Annotated in this window: 15 protein-coding genes, 2 tRNA genes and 1 pseudogene; 12 read left to right on the top strand and 6 right to left on the bottom strand. The window is 43.2% G+C overall.

The features are described 5' to 3' along the window. Positions 1–7: 7 nt before the first annotated feature. From I6L24_RS08235 to sucD, 6 genes are all read left to right on the top strand, one after another. The gene (locus tag I6L24_RS08235) at positions 8–718 is read left to right on the top strand and encodes a succinate dehydrogenase iron-sulfur subunit (protein WP_004279433.1); all 711 of its coding nucleotides are present in this window, start codon (positions 8–10) and stop codon (positions 716–718) included. Between the two features lie 822 nt (positions 719–1,540). Beyond that, positions 1,541–4,363, top strand: a complete 2,823-nt coding sequence (locus I6L24_RS08240; protein WP_004279434.1) for a 2-oxoglutarate dehydrogenase E1 component — start codon at positions 1,541–1,543, stop codon at positions 4,361–4,363. 18 nt (positions 4,364–4,381) lie between these two features. Further along, positions 4,382–5,596, top strand: a complete 1,215-nt coding sequence (gene odhB / locus I6L24_RS08245; protein WP_004279435.1) for a 2-oxoglutarate dehydrogenase complex dihydrolipoyllysine-residue succinyltransferase — start codon at positions 4,382–4,384, stop codon at positions 5,594–5,596. Positions 5,597–5,695: 99 nt separating this feature from the next. Then, positions 5,696–7,126 carry a dihydrolipoyl dehydrogenase gene (lpdA, locus tag I6L24_RS08250; protein WP_005262355.1) on the top strand — a complete coding sequence of 477 codons (1,431 nt, stop codon included), beginning with the start codon at positions 5,696–5,698 and terminating at the stop codon, positions 7,124–7,126. Between the two features lie 170 nt (positions 7,127–7,296). Continuing rightward, entirely contained in the window at positions 7,297–8,463 is a 1,167-nt protein-coding gene (sucC, locus tag I6L24_RS08255) for an ADP-forming succinate--CoA ligase subunit beta (protein ID WP_005262354.1), read from the top strand. A gap of 12 nt (positions 8,464–8,475) precedes the next feature. After that, on the top strand, positions 8,476–9,366 hold the full coding sequence (sucD, locus tag I6L24_RS08260; protein WP_004730261.1) for a succinate--CoA ligase subunit alpha: 891 nt from the start codon (positions 8,476–8,478) through the stop codon (positions 9,364–9,366). Positions 9,367–9,429: 63 nt separating this feature from the next. Here sucD and I6L24_RS08265 read toward each other — a convergent pair whose 3' ends face one another. The 3 genes from I6L24_RS08265 to I6L24_RS08275 all read right to left on the bottom strand — a co-directional run bounded on the left by I6L24_RS08265 (position 9,430) and on the right by I6L24_RS08275 (position 12,667). Next, a complete protein-coding gene (locus I6L24_RS08265; RefSeq protein WP_004730259.1) occupies positions 9,430–11,136 on the bottom strand; it encodes a flotillin family protein in 1,707 nt (568 codons plus the stop codon). A gap of 37 nt (positions 11,137–11,173) precedes the next feature. Next, positions 11,174–11,809, bottom strand: a complete 636-nt coding sequence (locus I6L24_RS08270; RefSeq protein WP_004730256.1) for a YqiJ family protein — start codon at positions 11,807–11,809, stop codon at positions 11,174–11,176. A gap of 315 nt (positions 11,810–12,124) precedes the next feature. Then, a complete protein-coding gene (locus I6L24_RS08275; protein WP_004730254.1) occupies positions 12,125–12,667 on the bottom strand; it encodes a hypothetical protein in 543 nt (180 codons plus the stop codon). Positions 12,668–12,990: 323 nt separating this feature from the next. On the opposite strand from I6L24_RS08275, the gene cysD reads away from it, so the two are divergent. The 3 genes from cysD (at position 12,991) to I6L24_RS08290 (ending at position 16,105) form a co-directional block, all read left to right on the top strand. After that, complete coding sequence (cysD, locus tag I6L24_RS08280; RefSeq protein WP_004730252.1) at positions 12,991–13,905, top strand: sulfate adenylyltransferase subunit CysD; 915 nt, start codon at positions 12,991–12,993, stop codon at positions 13,903–13,905. A 165-nt stretch (positions 13,906–14,070) separates the two neighbouring features. Continuing rightward, the gene (gene cysN / locus I6L24_RS08285; RefSeq protein ID WP_004730250.1) at positions 14,071–15,687 is read left to right on the top strand and encodes a sulfate adenylyltransferase subunit CysN; all 1,617 of its coding nucleotides are present in this window, start codon (positions 14,071–14,073) and stop codon (positions 15,685–15,687) included. Between the two features lie 145 nt (positions 15,688–15,832). Next, positions 15,833–16,105, top strand: a complete 273-nt coding sequence (locus tag I6L24_RS08290) for a hypothetical protein (protein ID WP_004730248.1) — start codon at positions 15,833–15,835, stop codon at positions 16,103–16,105. Between the two features lie 69 nt (positions 16,106–16,174). Here the strand turns inward: I6L24_RS08290 and I6L24_RS08295 are convergent, their stop codons facing one another. Continuing rightward, positions 16,175–16,519, bottom strand: coding sequence for a thioredoxin family protein (locus tag I6L24_RS08295; RefSeq protein ID WP_004730246.1), 345 nt, complete (start codon positions 16,517–16,519; stop codon positions 16,175–16,177). A 130-nt stretch (positions 16,520–16,649) separates the two neighbouring features. Here I6L24_RS08295 and I6L24_RS08300 point away from each other — a divergent pair, with 130 nt between their 5' ends. The 3 genes and pseudogenes from I6L24_RS08300 to I6L24_RS16825 all read left to right on the top strand — a co-directional run bounded on the left by I6L24_RS08300 (position 16,650) and on the right by I6L24_RS16825 (position 19,131). Then, positions 16,650–17,642 carry an NAD(P)H-quinone oxidoreductase gene (locus I6L24_RS08300; protein ID WP_004730244.1) on the top strand — a complete coding sequence of 331 codons (993 nt, stop codon included), beginning with the start codon at positions 16,650–16,652 and terminating at the stop codon, positions 17,640–17,642. A gap of 215 nt (positions 17,643–17,857) precedes the next feature. Continuing rightward, on the top strand, positions 17,858–18,061 hold the full coding sequence (locus I6L24_RS08305) for a hypothetical protein (RefSeq protein ID WP_004730241.1): 204 nt from the start codon (positions 17,858–17,860) through the stop codon (positions 18,059–18,061). A gap of 153 nt (positions 18,062–18,214) precedes the next feature. Continuing rightward, positions 18,215–19,131 (top strand): annotated as a pseudogene (locus I6L24_RS16825) (helix-turn-helix transcriptional regulator). A gap of 151 nt (positions 19,132–19,282) precedes the next feature. Here I6L24_RS16825 and I6L24_RS08315 read toward each other — a convergent pair. Both I6L24_RS08315 and I6L24_RS08320 read right to left on the bottom strand, forming a co-directional pair. Continuing rightward, positions 19,283–19,368 (bottom strand) — tRNA-Leu (locus tag I6L24_RS08315). A gap of 10 nt (positions 19,369–19,378) precedes the next feature. Further along, positions 19,379–19,452 (bottom strand) — tRNA-Cys (locus I6L24_RS08320). Positions 19,453–19,466 lie beyond the last annotated feature (14 nt).

The raw sequence follows: 19,466 nt of genomic DNA on the forward strand, positions 1-19,466 counted from the left end.
AATTCAGATGAGTAGAGGTACTCGTACATTTCATATCTACCGCTACGATCCTGACAAGGATAAAGCACCGTACATGCAAACTTTTAAGCTGGAACTGACTGACAAGCACCGTATGTTGCTTGACGCACTTCTCGCATTAAAAGTACAGGACGAAACTTTAACGTTCCGTCGTTCATGTCGTGAAGGTATTTGTGGTTCTGATGGCGTGAACATCAATGGTAAAAACGGTTTGGCGTGTCTTTGGAACCTGAACGATTTACCAAATGAAATTACTGTTCGTCCATTGCCTGGTCTTCCTGTAGTGAAAGACTTGGTGGTTGACATGAACCAGTTCTATGATCAGTACAACAAGATCCATCCATTCTTGATCAACAACCAGCCTGCGCCTCCTAAGGAACGTTTACAGTCTCCTGAAGAGCGTGAGCATCTTGATGGTCTATATGAATGTATTCTATGTGCATGCTGTTCAACTTCATGCCCGTCATTCTGGTGGAACCCGGACAAGTTCTTGGGTCCTTCAGCATTGTTGAACGCTTACCGCTTCATTATTGACTCGCGTGATACGGGAACACAAGAGCGTTTGGCTCGTCTAGACGACCCGTTCTCATTGTTCCGTTGTAAAGGCATTATGAACTGTGTATCTGTATGTCCTAAAGGCTTGAACCCAACTAAAGCAATCGGTCACATCCGTAATATGCTTTTAGATATGGCAGGCTAATAGGCTGCTCTTCGCAGTTTAGAAAAAAGCACACCTTCAGGTGTGCTTTTTTTATGCAAACTATTGGAAAAATTAAAAAATCATAGGATAAAAATAAAGATACTATACTTAAAATGTATAAAGTTGAGTGAAACAGTCAGGAAAAGGGTAATGGCTTTGAGTGCCATATAAGAAGAACATGTGATTATTTTGGGTATTTATGATTTTTAGATGTAAAACTGACCTGAAAAATAGCAAGAACGATGTTATTATATAACGGAAATTTAAGGGGGGAGTGGATTGAAAGGTTTGCTCTCTTTTTATTTATCGGAAATGCTTAGGACTTAAGTCTACATTGAATCTATTTTTGAGATAAAGCACCATATATTAGAGTAAAATATCTGAACTGTATTTAGCCAATTTATGGAAGGTATGTGTCAAAAAAATCAATTGAAAAGTTGAGAACATGTTAGCATTTAGCCCATGACTATGTTTAAAAAATGCCACGCCAGGTACATTTTTTAAACACTGCATAATCAGGGACTGGTATATAAAAGGTAGACCCGAGTCGCTTTAGAAAAAATCTTTGTTAATGCTTGCTTTTTTCTAAGTCGATTTGCAAAAAATTGCCCGGTTTCGATCGGGTATTCAATGAGTGATGATGCCGCTGAGGGGCGTTATTGTTCATTAAACATATCAAGATTTTCTTGGTGTGGTGATAACGCCTCATGGCTTATGCCTTATGGGGGACTAGTATCATATTACCAATTTGATGCTAATAATCCTGGGTTTTGCTTAAAAAGCATCCTGAAAATGTTTTTGCAATAGGAAATGGGTCCACAAATGCAAGAAGTTGCTGACGCTCTGCGTCTTGACACTGAACTTTCCGCTGATAGTGCAGCGTATATTGAAGAACTTTATGAGCAGTATCTGACTGCTCCAGACTCAGTGGGTGCTGACTGGAGAGCGTACTTCGATAAATTCCCAAAAGGTGATCAACCACACAGTAATGTACGTGAGCAATTCCTACTTTTAGGTCGCAATTCAAGCCGTATTCAGCCTATTGTTCAGTCGACAGTCAGCTCAGAGCATGAACGTCGTCAAATTGGCGTGCTACAGCTGATTGCTGCGTACCGTAACCGTGGCCACCAGAAAGCAAAACTGGATCCATTAGGTTTGGCGAAGCGTGAAGTTGTGCCTGATCTAGATCTGGCTGCGCATGGTTTGACTCAGTCTGACTTAGACACAGTATTCAATACTGGTAACCTGGCGATCGGTAAAGAAGAAGCGACTTTGGCTGAAATGGTTCAGTCAATGGAAGCCACTTACTGTGGTTCAATCGGTGCTGAATACATGCACATCGTGGACACCAAAGAAAAACGTTGGATTCAACAACGTCTAGAAAGTGCACGCGGTCAATATGGCTTCAATGCTGATCAAAAGAAACATGTCCTTGAGCGTTTAACTGCAGCTGAAGGCCTAGAAAAATATCTTGGTAATAAATTCGTTGGTGCCAAACGTTTCGGCGTTGAAGGTGGTGAAGCATTCATCCCGATGGTCAACGAAATTATTCAGCGTGCAGGTTCTGTAGGCTGTAAAGAAGTTGTGATCGGTATGCCTCACCGTGGCCGTTTAAACCTTCTTGTTAACATCATGGGTAAGAACCCGGCTGACCTGTTTGGTGAGTTCGAAGGTAAATCTATTCATAAGAAAGGTTCTGGTGACGTTAAGTATCACCAAGGCTTCTCTTCAAACGTCATGACTCCGGGTGGCGAAGTTCACTTGGCATTGGCATTTAACCCGTCACACCTTGAAATCGTTGGTCCTGTGGTTGAAGGTTCGGTACGTGCACGTCAAGTACGTCGTAAAGACATTGGCGGCGATGACGTATTGCCATTAATTGTACACGGTGATGCTGCATTTGCAGGTCAGGGCGTCAACCAGGAAACTTTCCAGATGTCACAAACTCGCGGTTATACCGTGGGTGGTACAGTGCACATTGTGATTAACAACCAGGTTGGTTTCACGACATCTGATCCACGTGACGCGCGTTCTACTGAATACTGTACTGACATCGCAAAAATGATTCAGGCACCGATCTTCCATGTCAATGGTGATGATCCTGAAGCTGTGGTGTTCATTTCACAATTGGCACATGATTTCCGTCATACGTTCCGTAAAGACGTTGTGATTGACATGTTCTGCTACCGTCGTCGTGGTCATAACGAAGCGGATGAGCCAGCTGCAACTCAACCAATGATGTATCAAGTGATCAACAAGAAAGCGACTACGCGTACGCTTTATGCGGATCAACTGGTGCAACAGGGTGTTCTTGATCGTGCAAGTGCAGATCAGATGGTTGAAAACTACCGTGCAGACCTGGAAGCGGGTAATCACGTTGCCAATGCACTGGTACTTGAACCAAACAAAAAAATGTTTGTGGATTGGACTCCTTACTTAGGTCATGAGTACACAGACGAGTGGGATACAACTTTCCCAATCGAACGTCTAAAAGAGCTTGGCAAGAAAATGCGTGAGCTTCCTGAAGGCTTCGTGATGCAGCGTCAAGTTGCAAAAGTAATTGATGACCGTCTGAAAATGCAAACGGGTGAAATGCCTCTGAACTGGGGTGCTGCTGAAACTCTGGCGTATGCAACTGTACTAGATGATGGTTACTTGCTTCGTTTAACGGGTGAAGACGTAGGTCGTGGTACTTTCTCACACCGTCATGCAAAACTGCATAATCAGGTAGATGGTTCAACTTATCTTCCACTGTGTAACCTGAAAGAAAACCAGCCGCGTACTGCAATCTATGACTCTTTGTTGTCAGAAATGGCTGTATTGGCATTTGAATATGGTTATGCGACGACTCTTCCTAAGAGTTTGATCATCTGGGAAGCACAATTCGGTGACTTCGCAAACTGTGCACAGGTTGTCATTGACCAGTTCATCTCATCTGGTGAAACCAAATGGGAGCGTGTATGTGGCTTAACTATGCTTCTTCCACACGGTTTTGAAGGTCAAGGTCCAGAACATTCATCTGCACGTTTGGAACGTTTCTTGCAGCTATGTGCTGAAGACAACATGCAAGTCATCACACCGACTACGCCTGCGCAGATTTTCCACGCATTACGTCGTCAAGCGATTCGTCCAATCCGTAAGCCATTGATTGTTACTTCGCCGAAATCTTTACTTCGTCACAAGCTTGCTGTATCTAGCCTTGAAGAGCTTGCAAACGGTACATTCCAAACCGTGATTGATGAAGTAGACAACATCAACAAGTCAGATGTAACCCGTCTGGTTCTGTGTGGTGGTAAGGTGTATTACGACCTAGTTGAAAAACGTCGTGAAAAAGAATTGAACAACACTGCAATTGTACGTATTGAACAATTATATCCATACCCAGAAAAACGCCTGGCAGAAGTGCTTGCGCAATATCCAAACGTTAAAGAACTTGTTTGGGCGCAAGAAGAACCGAAGAACCAAGGCGCTTGGTTGTTCATCGCACCGCGTCTATATGACGACGTGATGAAAGCGGGTAAACAAGTACGTATTAGCTATGCAGGCCGTGAAGCTTCTGCTGCACCGGCATGTGGTTCACCATATTTGCATGCAAAACAACAAGCTCAGCTCATCAACGACGCGCTTGCGATCGACGCTGAATAATCCAGGAGATTCTAAGTAATGGCAACCGAAATTAAAGCACCGGTATTCCCAGAGTCAGTTGCGGACGGTACGATCGCAACTTGGCACAAACAACCAGGTGAAGCAGTGTCACGTGATGAAGTGATCTGCGATATTGAGACTGATAAAGTTGTTTTAGAAGTTGTTGCTCCTGCAGACGGTACACTTGCATCTATTATTAAAGGTGAAGGCGATACTGTTCTTTCAGCTGAAGTCATTGCACAGTTTGAAGAAGGTGCTGTTTCTGGCGCTACGCAAACTCAAGCAGTTCAGTCTGAAGAGAAAGTTGAACAAGCTGCTGCGCAAACTGAAGCTGGTAATGCACCGATCGTTGAACGTCAACAAGTACAGGATCAGGCTCCAGCAGTGCGTAAAGCATTGACTGAATCTGGTGTTGCAGCTGCTGACGTTGCAGGTACAGGCCGTGGCGGTCGCATCACGAAAGAAGATGTGGCAAATCATCAGGCGAAACCGGCAGCACCTGCAGCGCAACCATTAAGCGTTGCAGTGGGCGAGCGTATCGAAAAACGTGTTCCTATGACTCGTCTTCGTAAGCGTGTTGCTGAACGTTTACTTGCAGCGACTCAAGAAACTGCAATGTTGACGACGTTCAACGAAGTGAACATGAAACCAATCATGGAAATGCGTGCTCAATACAAAGATGCATTCGAGAAGCGTCACGGTGCGCGTCTTGGCTTCATGTCATTCTTCGTTAAAGCAGCAACTGAAGCACTTAAACGCTATCCAGCGGTAAATGCTTCAATTGATGGCGATGACATCGTGTATCACGGTTACTACGACATTGGTGTTGCAGTTTCATCTGAACGTGGTCTAGTGGTTCCTGTACTTCGTGATACAGACCGCATGAACTATGCTGAAGTTGAAAATGGCATCCGTGCATATGCTGGCAAGGCACGTGACGGTAAGCTGGGCATCGAAGACATGACTGGCGGTACATTCACTATTACTAATGGTGGTACTTTTGGTTCATTGCTTTCTACACCAATTCTAAATACGCCACAAACTGCGATTCTGGGTATGCATAAAATCCAGGAACGTCCGATGGCGGTGAATGGTCAAGTAGAAATCTTGCCAATGATGTACCTTGCACTGTCTTATGACCACCGTTTAATCGATGGTAAAGAAGCAGTCGGTTTCCTTGTAACAATCAAAGAATTGTTAGAAGAGCCAGCGCGTCTGATCCTTGATCTGTAATTTATTCATTAAAAATCTCCCCTAACCCCTCTTTAAAAAGAGGGGAAGATCCCCCTTTGGAAAAGGGGGATTAATAAGGGGGATTAGTTGGAGATAAACATGTCTCAATTCGATTTAGTCGTAATTGGTGGTGGCCCGGGCGGCTACGAAGCAGCAATTCGTGCAGCTCAACTTGGTTTTAAAGTTGCGTGTATCGAAAAACGTATTCATAAAGGTAAACCATCTTTAGGTGGTACTTGCTTAAACGTCGGTTGTATCCCGTCTAAAGCTTTACTTGATTCTTCACATCGTTATGAAGATACAGTTCAACATCTAGATGACCATGGTATTACGACTGGTGAAGTTAAATTCGATCTTTCTAAAATGCTGGCTCGTAAAGACAAAGTTGTAGATCAATTGACTGGCGGTATCGATCAGTTACTTAAAGGTAATGGCATCGAGTGGTTAAAAGGTACGGGTAAACTGCTTGCAGGTAAAAAAGTAGAATTTGTTTCTCACGAAGGTGAAACTCAAGTTTTAGAGCCTAAATATGTGATTCTTGCGACGGGTTCTGTACCAGTAAATATTCCAGTGGCTCCTGTAGATCAAGACTTAATTGTTGATTCTACTGGCGCGCTTGAATTCCCAGAAGTACCTAAGCGTTTAGGTGTAATTGGTGCGGGCGTGATCGGTCTTGAGCTTGGTTCTGTATGGCGTCGTCTTGGTGCTGAAGTTGTTGTATTTGAAGCAATGGATGCATTCTTACCAATGGCTGATAAAGCATTGGCAAAAGACTTCCAAAAACTGTTGACTAAGCAAGGTATGGATATCCGTATCGGTGCAAAAGTTGCAGGTACTGAAATCAATGGTCGTGAAGTAACGGTTAAATATAACCAAGCTGGTGAAGACAAAACTGAAACTTTCGATAAATTGATCGTTTGTGTCGGTCGTCGCGCATATGCTGAAGGTTTATTGGCTGATGATTCAGGCATTAAATTGACTGAACGCGGTTTGGTTGAAGTCAACGATTGGTGTGCAACTTCAGTTGAAGGCGTATACGCAATTGGTGACTTGGTACGTGGTCCAATGCTTGCGCATAAAGCAATGGAAGAAGGCGTAATGGCGGTTGAGCGTATTCACGGTCATGCTGCACAAGTGAACTATGACACCATTGTTTCTGTAATTTACACACATCCGGAAGCGGCGTGGGTAGGTTTAACAGAACAGCAAGCGACTGAAAAAGGTCACGAAGTTAAAACGGGTCAATTCGGTTTTGCTGTGAACGGTCGTGCTTTAGCTGCGGGTGAAGGTGCCGGTTTCGTGAAGTTTGTTGCTGATGCAAAAACGGATCGTTTACTCGGTATGCACGTGATTGGACCTGCTGCGTCTGATATCGTTCACCAAGGTATGATCGCGCTTGAGTTTGTATCTTCAGTTGAAGATCTTCAGTTGATGACTTTCGGTCACCCGACATTCTCTGAAGTGGTACATGAAGCTGCACTTGCAGTTGATGGTCGTGCGATTCACGCGATCCAACGTAAGCGTAAGTAATTTGAAAAAAGAGCGACTTAGGTCGCTCTTTTTACATTTCATGGTTGTTTTTATTGGAACAATCATCTAAAAATAAAGATAACGATTTTAAGAAATGCTGGTACTGCTTTGACGGACGTCTGGGTGCTAGTGGGTTATAACAAGGCAAAGAAGTAATAAAAGGTTATTCAATGAATTTACATGAGTATCAAGCAAAAGCGCTATTAAAAAAATATGGTATGCCTGTGCAGGAAGGAATACTTGCCACCAATGCCGATGAAACGGTGCATGCTTTCGAGCAGCTGGGTGGAAAGTTCGCAGTATTGAAAGCACAGGTGCATGCGGGTGGCCGGGGTAAGGCTGGTGGGGTAAAAGTGGTGAAATCGGCTGCCGAGGCTGCTGAATATGCCAATCAGATTATTGGTTCACGCTTGGTGACTTATCAGACTGATGTCAATGGTCAGCCGGTCAATAGCATTTTAGTTTCTGAGGATGTTTATCCGGTTGAGCGCGAGTTGTACTTGGGCGCTGTGGTAGATCGCTCGACTCGCCGCATCACTTTTATGGCATCGACTGAAGGCGGTGTTGAAATTGAGAAAGTGGCCGAAGAAACCCCTGAAAAAATTATTAAAGTTGAGGTTGATCCTTTAGTTGGTCTAATGCCATTTCAGGCGCGTGAAGTTGCTTTTGCACTTAAACTCAAAGATGGACAAATCAATCAATTTGTTAAAGTCATGACGGCTGCCTATCAGGCATTTGTAGACAATGATTTTGCACTTTTCGAAATCAATCCGCTGTCTGTGCGTGAAAACGGCGACATTCTGTGTGTCGATGCCAAAATCGGAATTGATTCGAATGCACTGTACCGTTTGCCTGAAGTGGCTGCTTTGCGTGATAAGTCTCAAGAAAATGAACGTGAGTTAAAAGCCTCTGAGTTTGATCTAAACTATGTGGCACTTGAGGGTAACATTGGTTGTATGGTCAATGGTGCCGGTCTTGCCATGGCAACCATGGATATTATTAAGCTGTATGGCGGTCAACCAGCCAACTTCCTGGATGTGGGTGGTGGTGCGACCAAGGAGCGTGTGATTGAAGCCTTTAAAATTATCTTGGCAGATCACTCTGTCCAGGGTGTATTGATTAATATTTTTGGTGGAATTGTACGTTGTGACATGATTGCTGAAGCAATTATTGCATCGGTTCAGGAAGTAAATGTGACAGTTCCTGTGGTTGTTCGCCTCGAAGGCAACAATGCGGAACTGGGTGCAAAATTACTGGATGAATCAGGTTTGAAATTGATTTCTGCACATGGTCTTGCTGACGCTGCAGAAAAAATCGTTGCTGCTGTAAAAGCTTAAGGAGTATCTAACATGAGCGTATTAGTTAATAAAGACACTAAAGTATTGGTACAGGGCTTTACAGGCAAAAACGGCACATTCCATTCTGAACAGGCTTTAGCCTACGGCACTAAAGTCGTGGGTGGTGTAACCCCGGGTAAAGGTGGTCAAACCCATCTGGAATTGCCTGTATTTAATACCATGCGTGAAGCGGTGAAAGAAACTGATGCAGATGCTTCGGTGATTTATGTTCCGGCACCCTTTGTACTGGATTCTATTGTTGAGGCGGTTGATTCTGGCATTGAGTTAATTGTGGTGATTACTGAAGGTGTACCGACCATCGACATGCTCAAAGCCAAGCGTTATCTGGAAACCAATGGTAATGGCACACGTCTGATCGGACCAAACTGTCCGGGTATTATTACGCCGGGTGAATGTAAAATCGGGATCATGCCGGGACATATTCATCAGCCGGGTAAAATCGGGATCATTTCGCGCTCAGGCACACTGACTTATGAGGCTGTGGCGCAAACTACAAAACTCGGTTTAGGTCAGTCGACCTGTATTGGTATTGGTGGGGATCCAATTCCAGGCATGAACCAGATTGACTGCTTGAAACTGTTCCAGGAAGATCCGCAGACTGAAGCCATCATCATGATTGGTGAAATTGGTGGTACGGCGGAAGAAGAAGCCGCAGAATATATTCAATCGAATGTGACCAAGCCAGTTGTTGGTTATATTGCGGGCGTAACTGCACCTAAAGGTAAACGTATGGGCCATGCAGGTGCGATCATTTCAGGTGGTAAGGGCACAGCAGAAGAAAAGTTTGCTGCCTTTGAGCGTGCGGGTATGGCCTATACGCGCAGTCCTGCCGAACTCGGTTCAACTATGCTGCAAGTGTTAAAAGATAAAGGTTTGGCCTGATATCCAAAGTAAACCTGTAATAAAAAGCTCCCAGATGGGAGCTTTTTATATCGCATTCTATTTTTAAGTTTTAGCTTTAAGGCTCTGAGTCATGCCGTTGATATCACCACCTTGAATACCAAGCTCACTCATCAGACTGTCAATGAGCGGTGCTTGGCTACGATAACGTAGGGCGCTATTCACCACCTGATCTGACAGGGCAACATTACCATTCTCATGATGGGCATCTGCCTGACAGGCACCGGCATGACCGCCATGTAGGCCATTCACCTGGAGAATCTTGATATCATCAATATTTTCCATTGGTTTGACGCTTTCCCGGATAATTTCAGGCAAGTATTTCAGCATGGCCAGACGGATCTGCATTTCGACCTGTTCAGGTGACAGGACGTTATTGGCTTCATTGACCGCACGCGTACCTTCAGCATCGACCTGATACTGTTTTTCCATTGCCTGAGCCAGTAGAATTTTCGCATCCGCTTCACCCTTGGCCTTCAGGCGGACTTTTTCTGCTTCAGCCTCAGCCGCAATCCGCACTGCTTCTGCATCATCTGCTGCCGCCTGTTTGCCAGCTTCAGCGGCAACTGTAATGGCAATTGCATCTTTTTCAGCGTGTTCTTTGGCTGCGACCAGTTCAACTGCTTTTTGACGCTCTGCCTGCTGGATTTGACGTACGGTGATGACTTCTTCTTCCGCTTTTACCGCTTGTGCACGTGCCTGATCGGCTTGAGCTTTAGCTTCAGATTCAGCACGTGATTTTTCCGCAATCGCAATGGCGCGATCCTGTTCAGCCAGTTCAATGGTTTTCTTTTGCTCGACCTGTGCTTTTTGAATCAGCTGGGCCTTTTGAATATTTTCATTTTCGACATCACGGGCGGCCAAAATACGCTTGAGTTCGACTTCTCGTTCAGCGGCAATTTGTGCTTCTTCTGCTTCACGTTTTTTGCCGGCTTCCTGAGCGGCAATTTCAGCCAGTTGTTCAGCTCGGCGAATGGCAATTTCACGTTCTTGCTGCAGTTTGGCATATTCTTCTTCACGAATAATTTGCAGGCGCGCCTGTTCAGCTTCCAGATTTTTAGTTTTGATCGCCAGATCGGTATCCTGTTCGATGTGGTTACGCTTGCGACGGCGGTCTTCAATGGTTTCAGTGAGCTTGGTCAGACCTTCGGCATCGAAGGCATTTTGTGGATTAAAGTATTTAAATCCGGTCTGATCCAGTCCGGTTAGGGAAACCGTTTCAAGCTCCAGACCGTTTTTGTGCAAATCTTCTGAAACCACTTGTTGGACTTTTTGTACAAAATCGACCCGTTTTTCATGCAATTCTTCCATGGCCATTTCTGCAGCCACTGCACGCAGTGAATCAACAAATTTGCCTTCCACCAGATTTTTTAATTCATTGGGTGACATGGTTTTTTGACCAAGGGTTTGTGCTGCGGTGGCAATTGAATCTGCTGTAGGTTTGACTCGGACATAGAATTCGGCCATGACATCGACCCGCATCCGGTCACGGGTAATCAGTGCCTGATCATCAGCACGGCGGACTTCAAGGCGTAGGGTGTTCATATTTACTGGAATAATTTCATGTAACACCGGAAGCACGATTGCGCCTCCACCTAAAATCACTTTTTCTCCACCCCAACCGGTACGCACAAAGGAAATTTCTTTGCTTGAACGACGGTATAAGCGTGCAATGATGAGACCGAAAGTCACCAGTGCCACAAAAATAATTCCCGAAATAATTAAAATATTATATAAATCAAATGTTAACATTGTTATAAAGTCTCAATTGAGTGCTAGCTAAATAAAATTAAAGTGCAATGGCTTGAAAGCCGTTCTTGGTTTTGTGGGTTAGAACTACATTCTGACCTTGATTTAAAATTTGATTGTTTTCTGGTTCAACCAGAACATAATGAGTCTGGCCATGTTGATCTCGGACTTTGGCTTGTGCGGGAGAATTCACTTTGGCATCTCCCAGAATAATGGTCGCGGTACGTCCGATGAGTTCATCACTGTAAATCGCGGAAGTTTCATCTTGGGGCAGGAGCTTACTGGCGGCCATGGCAAGAAAGCGCACCACAGGCATACACAGAAACAGGCAGGCCGGAGAAATCAACCAAACATTAAACAGCTGGCTGGTCAGGCGCTCAAATATGCCCTGAATCAATAAACCGCTTAACCCATAACTGGTCAGAAAAATGATTAGCCAGATAAATAAAGGCAGACGCCCCAGATATAACCAGTCAAATACTTTGCTGAAAACACCCGGAGACTGATCCGGGCTTATTTCTGGTTGCAGGGGATCTTCAGGTAAAAACTGTTCGAAGATATGCTGAGAGCCGCCGCCGAGCAGCAATAGAATACATTCTAGTGCAGCAAACATCAGCATTAGGCTCAGGCTAATACTAAATACGATATTTGATGGATGCGTAAACAGTTCCCACATTTCTTTATCTCTATAATTATGTTTTTAGGAAAAGTGTCTGAAAGTTTTTATTGATATAACGATAACAGTAATTACTGATTTTGTATGCAAAAAAATAACAAAAAACCCGATAAACAAGGATTGAATATATTGATTATTTAATAATTATTGAACTATTAAAATTAATAATAAACTATAAGAAGCTAACTGGATGTTTGAGCAAGTGATGCCATAGTGGCAATAGGAATTCTGAATAGCATGGCATTCTGTGTGTGCTTGCCTGAGAAAGTATAGAGATACATCGACCTGAGTATCTCCAAATTTTTCTGTTCAAGTTTAAAGTAGGGCAGTCTGAATCCGGACTTTCATATCTAGAGTCTGTTGCAGAATATAGTGTTGCATCCATTTGACCTGTTCGCCCATAGGATTGACCTTGACTGCAGTATTCAGGAAGTCGAGATCAGGCTGCTTGAAAAGCTGTTGTTGCAAGGTTTGCTCCAAAATCTGACTGTTGGTTGTCAAAGGTAATGCCACTAGATAGAACGCTTTAGGATAATTATAAAAGGCATATAATAAATTAAAGGCTTTTTGATCACCTTTTAGGTTGCCAGCACCAATTTCGTAAGCTGCGTTCTGGTTGCTATAAGTAACGCCGATTAGGAATTCCCAATGACCTTCTTGCAAACGCAGACCAAACTGTAATCCGATTTGATCCGCGGTCAGCTCGTGTTGCAGATAGATATTTAAAGGCTTGCCATCATCACTGAAAGGTTCTTGCAAGACTAGAATATGTTGCTGATGCTGATAAATATAACCAGCAAGCTGGGCCTGTTCCAGACGGGTTTTTACAGTGGTGAGATCAAAAGCGCTATAGGGCATAAACGAAGTATATCAATAGGGAGAATTGGGTCTTACTCTAGTAATTTTTTAACTATTTGAGAACCACTACTTTAGATTATTTTCCTAGGATTTTATTGGTTTAGCGACAGGGTAATATATACCTATATCACACAATACCCTCGCTTGAATTGTGCAAATCATTGATTCATAAAAACTGATATTCATTATTGATGAATTTTTATATGAGCTTTTGATATATCAATATCATAAAACAAGCAATGGATAGGATAAGTAAATCACTATAATGAATATAAATTTTCAAAAGTGTCATAAGTACACGTTTTTCTAAGCTGGTGTTGTCCATGTCGTTAAATGAGGAAAGACTTACTCATCTCAAACAGCTTGAAGCTGAGAGTATTCATATCATCCGCGAAGTTGCTGCCGAGTTTGAAAATCCGGTCATGCTGTATTCGATTGGTAAAGATTCGGCGGTCATGCTGCATCTTGCGCTAAAAGCGTTCTACCCAGCAAAACTTCCATTTCCATTATTACATGTCGATACAGGCTGGAAGTTTAAAGACATGATCACTTTCCGGGACAATATGGCGAAAACCCATGGTTTCGATTTGATCGTGCATCAGAATAAAGAAGGGGTTGAGGCAGGTATTAACCCGTTCGACCACGGTAGTTCTAAATATACCGACATCATGAAAACTCAGGGCTTAAAACAGGCTCTGGATAAATACGGTTTTGATGCTGCTTTTGGTGGCGCGCGCCGTGATGAAGAAAAATCACGTGCGAAAGAACGTGTTTATTCATTCCGTGATTCGAAACATCGTTGGGATCCGAAAAACCAGCGCCCAGAACTTTGGAATCTTTATAACGGTAAAGTGAACAAGGGCGAAAGTATTCGTGTATTCCCATTATCTAACTGGACTGAGCTGGATATCTGGCAATACATCTATTTGGAAAGTATTCCATTAGTACCACTTTATTTGGCTGCAGAACGTCCTGTGGTTGAACGTAGTGGCACGCTTATTATGGTTGATGATGAACGTATGCCTTTAAAAGAAGGTGAAGTTCCACAAATGAAATCGGTACGTTTCCGTACTTTGGGTTGTTATCCATTAACAGGTGCTGTGGAATCTACAGCCAATACCTTGCCGGAAATTATTCAGGAAATGTTACTGGCAACCAGTTCTGAGCGTCAAGGTCGTATGATTGACCATGATGAAGCAGGCTCGATGGAGAAGAAGAAGCAGGAAGGCTACTTCTAATTTAATCTCCCCCCTTGCGCAGCAATGCTGCTCACCTCTTTAAAAAGAGGGGGAACTCCTAAATCAGAACGGAGATAAAGTCCCTCTTTATTAAAGAGGGATTTAGGGAGATTAAAAAAAGATTCAAAACAACCGATTTCTAAAGAATATGTGGAGCTTTGAGCGATGTCTCATCAATCTGATTTAATCAGCCAAGATATCTTGGGCTATCTGAAACAACATGAAAATAAAGACCTGTTGCGTTTCCTGACTTGCGGTAACGTGGACGATGGTAAATCGACGTTAATCGGTCGTCTGCTGTACGATTCAAAATTGATTTATGAAGATCAATTACAGGCTGTGACCCGTGACTCGAAGAAAGTCGGTACGACAGGTGATGCACCTGACTTGGCACTTCTGGTTGATGGTTTACAAGCAGAGCGTGAGCAAGGCATTACCATTGATGTGGCCTATCGTTATTTCTCGACAGAAAAGCGTAAGTTCATCATCGCGGACACGCCGGGACATGAACAGTATACCCGTAACATGGCGACAGGTGCGTCGACGTGTGACCTTGCGATCATTTTGATTGATGCGCGTTATGGCGTGCAAACCCAGACGCGTCGTCATACCTTTATTGCGAGTTTGCTCGGGATCAAGAACATCATTGTTGCAATCAATAAGATGGACTTGGTGGAATTCTCTGAAACGCGTTTCAATGAAATCCAGGCTGAATATGCGGCATTCGTTGCACAATTGGGCGACCGTAAACCAAGCAATATCATCTTTACGCCTATTTCTGCATTGAATGGCGATAACGTGGTGAACAAGTCAGCCAATACGCCATGGTACACTGGTGAAACGCTGATGGGTACACTTGAATCGGTGGAAATTAACCGTAGTTCAGCGAAGCAGGATTTCCGTTTCCCTGTGCAATACGTGAACCGTCCAAACCTCGACTTCCGTGGTTTCTGCGGTACGATCGCACTTGGCGATATCAATGTTGGCGATACCGTAACAGCATTACCTTCTGGTAAATCATCGACTGTCAAAGAAATTGTCACTTTTGATGGCAATCTTGAGCATGCAGTTGCAGGTCAGGCAGTGACTTTAACGCTTAACGATGAAATTGATATTTCACGTGGTAACGTGTTAATTCGTGCGGATCAAGCTGTTCCAAATATTTCCCGTTCAGTTCAAGCGACTGTTGTGTGGATGGCAGATCAACCACTTGTACTGGGTAAGCTGTACAACATCAAGATTGGTACGCAAACCGTTCCGGCAAAAGTAACGGCAATTCATTACCGTACCAACGTTAACACATTGGAAAAAGTTCAGGTGGATAAACTTGAGCTAAATGCAATCGCCAATGTGACTGTTGAATTTGATGCACCAGTGGTCTTTGACCGTTATCAAGACAGCCGTTTCACCGGTTCGTTTATCTTCATCGATCGTTTGAATAACGTGACGATTGGTGCTGGTATGGTGGAAGAATCAGTTGAATGGTCTGCACACGATGAGCCTGTCACTGCAGAAGCACGTGCGGCACGTTTGGGTCAAAAACCTGCTGCGGTGACTGTATCTGGTAAAGCTTTGGAAAATGCTCAGGCGCTAGAAAGCTTGCTGATTCAGCAAGGGATCGTTGCTATTGCTAAAGCATGTTTGAATGCGGAGCAGGTTGCACTGGTTCGTGAAACTGGTGTGGTTGTGATTACCGATGCTGCTGAAGGTACAGACACGACTTTAACCGTAGATACAGTTGAAGAACTTGCTGAGAAGATTGTGGAATTGGTTCGTCTTTAAGACTGGACTGATTTGAAGAAACCCGCTGAAAAGCGGGTTTTTTATTGCCTAAATTTTGATTGCATGAAAATCATTCGATTAGTCAAAATGTGATCTTTCAATTTACTAGTCAATTAATACAATACTCCCTAGATTTGGGGAATATATGAAAAAATTAATATTGCTGGCTGGCTTGTGTGTGGCTTTTGGAGCTGAAGCCAAACAGAGCAGCCAAAGCGTTGAAGCAATCAAGCAAAAAATAATCCAGCAGTCGATTCAGAATTATCCGGGAAATTGTCCGTGTCCTTACAATACTGCAAGTAATGGTAGTCGTTGTGGTAAGCGTAGTGCTTATAATCGTGCAGGCGGATATGCGCCGCTGTGTTATCCGGAAGATGTGAGTGATCGAATGGTAAAGGAATATAAAGGGCGTAGTTAATTAAAGGCTCCGTATTTAGATAGTGAGCTAAAAGAAATATTTTTGTTAGATTTGGCTTCACATGGGTAATTATTCATAAGAATCATTGAGGACTAAGGCCAGAATTGCTTTCATTTCGGTTAAACTTTTCACGCCTGCAATCCTTTTAATAATTTCTCCATTTCTAAAAATAAGCGTAGAAGGCAAACCATAGGCATTATAGCGCAAGGTTAAAATCGGAGACTGATCCACATTGATCTTGCCAAATTTAACTTCAGGATTTACCTCAGCATAGTATGTCGCCAGTTCGGCAAAGATCGGAAAATTCTGAACACAGGGCTTGCACCAGTCTGCATAAAAGCGAATCACGGCAAAACCTTCAAACCACTCAAAATCACTGTAATTGTTTTCGTTATATTCGATCACTTGGATCATGGTTGGCCTATTATCAATTTCCTGAATAGTCCCCCGATTATACATAAGTCCGATGTAGCTTCATTCCTCATGCTAACTATGTTCAAATAAGTCCAAGATATATGAAATGCATAGATTAGGGAAAGAAATCATGTCGCAACAAACCATGCAGCAAGTCATTATTACAGAACCAGGTGGTGTCGATAAACTCGCTTATGAAACGGTGACTGTACCTGAACCTAAAGCAGATGAAGTTCTGGTGAAAGTTCATGCCTTTGGTATTAACCGTCCAGATATCCTGCAGCGTCAAGGCTTATATCCGATGCCGAAAGGGGTAACGCCAGTTCCTGGCCTGGAAGTGGCAGGTGAGGTGGTTGCGATTGGTAGTGATGTAAGTCAGTTTAAAGTTGGTGACAAGGTTTGTGGTTTGACCAATGGTGGCGGTTATGCTGAATATTGCGTAGTGCCAGAAAGCCAGACCTTGAATATTCCTGAAGGCGTAAGTTTTGTCCAGGCAGCGGCCATTCCTGAAACTTTCTTTACCGTGTGGGCTAATGTGTTCCAGATGGGTCAGGCTAAAGCAGGGGAAACGGTACTGGTGCATGGTGGAACCAGTGGGATTGGTACGACTGCTTTGATGCTGTGTAAATCACTTGGTATTAAAACTTTTGCAACTGTGGGTTCAGATGAAAAAGTTGCAGCGATTTCTGATTTAACCACGGCTATTAATTATAAAACTCAGGACTTTGAGCAAGTTATTAATGAAGCTACCGACAATGGTGGTGTCGATGTTATTTTAGATATGGTCGGTGCACCTTATTTAGAGCGTAATTTAAATTTGTTGCGCCGTGATGGACGTCTGGTCTATATCGCCTTCTTGGGTGGTGCTAAGGCCAAAGAAGTTAAACTCGGACAAATCATGATGAAACGTCTGACCATTACCGGTTCGACCATGCGTGCACGCAGCACGGCTGAAAAAGCGGAAATTGCACAAGGCCTGAAAGAGCAGATTGCACCATTGTGGGCAAAAGGCGAATGTCTCCCGATGATCTATAAAACGTTTAAGTTCGATCAGATTCAGGATGCCCATGCCACAATGGATACTGGAGAGCATGTGGGTAAAGTTGTAGTTGAAATTATTTAATACGAGATAAGTGATTCAAAAAAAGCCAGTAATTTTACTGGCTTTTTTTAATTTTAAGTAAAATATTATTACAAATAAATATATAAAATCTTGAATAAAAATTAAAAAATGTTAACTGTTCGACACAACCTGTCAATTATGACACGTAAATTGCATGTATAGATAATTCCGACCAAATGGTTAAACATTCACATGAATGTGAGAGGGAAAATAAGATGAAAATTATTTCAACAGCATATAGTTCAAAACATAGTTTAAGCGCATTACGACGTATTCATAAAATGATTATTCGCGGAACCATCAGCTGGGTAGAGTTACATAAAATGTATCGGGCGATGCTGCATCTGGAGCGTTATATAGAAAGATTAACAATACAAAATCGTCATTCAAGCAAGAAAGCATCCAGAAAATCCAAATAAGATCTTGTATTTTTAGGGTGAATAAAGGGTCAAGATCTGATGCAAAAAAATATCTTAGACTTTGTCCTAATATTATTCATTGATCGGCATTCAGTATAATCATTCAACATCTAGCGATAAATAAGTACATGAGAATGTATTAAGTGGGGATTTATGAAGCGCCCAGCTTCAACACATGAGCGTCTTGCAGAGCGTTTAGCCAGAATTTTGACCAAATTAAACGTCGGATATCAACTCCGGGCTGCAGAGCTAGCTGCAGAATTTCAAGTCAGCACCCGTACCATTGAGCGTGATTTTGATCGTCTAGGCTCTTACTTACCCTTACTTCAAGATGAACAGAAACGATATTATCTGGAACTCTCTTATTTAGGGCGCTTTAAATTGCAGGATATCCAGACCTTTGCCCAGCTTTCGGGGATCAGTGAGCTGTATCCGGCGCTGGATATGTCTTTTATGCGTGAATTGCTGGATGAGCGGGCAAATCAGGTATTTTCGGCAAAAGGCTATTATTTTGAAGATGCCAAACAGTTTGCCGAGCATTTCAAGTTGCTTGCAAGCGCAATCTATAAACGTCAGCAGGTTGAGTTGCAATATTCAGATCAATTGCGAATCATTAAGCCTTATCGCTTGATTCACCATCATGGTATCTGGTATCTGGTATCTGGTATCTGGTAGGTGTAGATCAGGACAAGTTGCGCACCTATCGCTTAAGTCAGGTGCAACAACTCAAGCTGGTTTCTGAGGTGGAGAGCTTTGCGCATGATCCTGAAATACTGAAAATGCTGGTAGATGAAGACAGCATCTGGTTTGGGCAGCAAAAGCAGCAAGTCTTAATCAAGGTACAACCTGAAGTCGCGGTCTTTTTTAAAGAGCGCCGTTTATTTCCAGAACAGCAGATCGAGCAGGAAACTGGGACTGGAGAGTTAGTGATTAGTTGCCAGATTCGTCACGAAATGCAGTTATTGCCTTTGGTGCGTTACTGGTTACCTTATGTGAAAATTATTGAGCCGATTCATTTCCAGCAAAAACTGGAACAGGATTTGCAAGGATATTTACGTTCTGCTGGATGATATTGAGAAAGCAGAGCAGGAGGGCCTGATTAATGATGACACTTTAAATGGGAATTTAATTTACTTATTTTTTGACTAACTAAATTACAGACATAAAAAAACCAGCTTTCGCTGGGTTCTTTATTTGCACCATCTTTCTATAGTAGAAGAATGGTGCCCGAGGCCAGACTCGAACTGGCACGCTTTGTGGGCGGGGGATTTTAAATCCCCTGTGTCTACCGATTTCACCACTCGGGCTTTAACAAGATGGAGGCGGAGGTCGGAATCGAACCGGCGTCCACGGAGTTGCAGTCCGCTGCATGACCACTCTGCCACCCCGCCGCGTCTTGTTGATG

It is taken from the genome of Acinetobacter lwoffii, assembly GCF_019048525.1.
GTDB lineage: Bacteria > Pseudomonadota > Gammaproteobacteria > Pseudomonadales > Moraxellaceae > Acinetobacter > Acinetobacter lwoffii_K.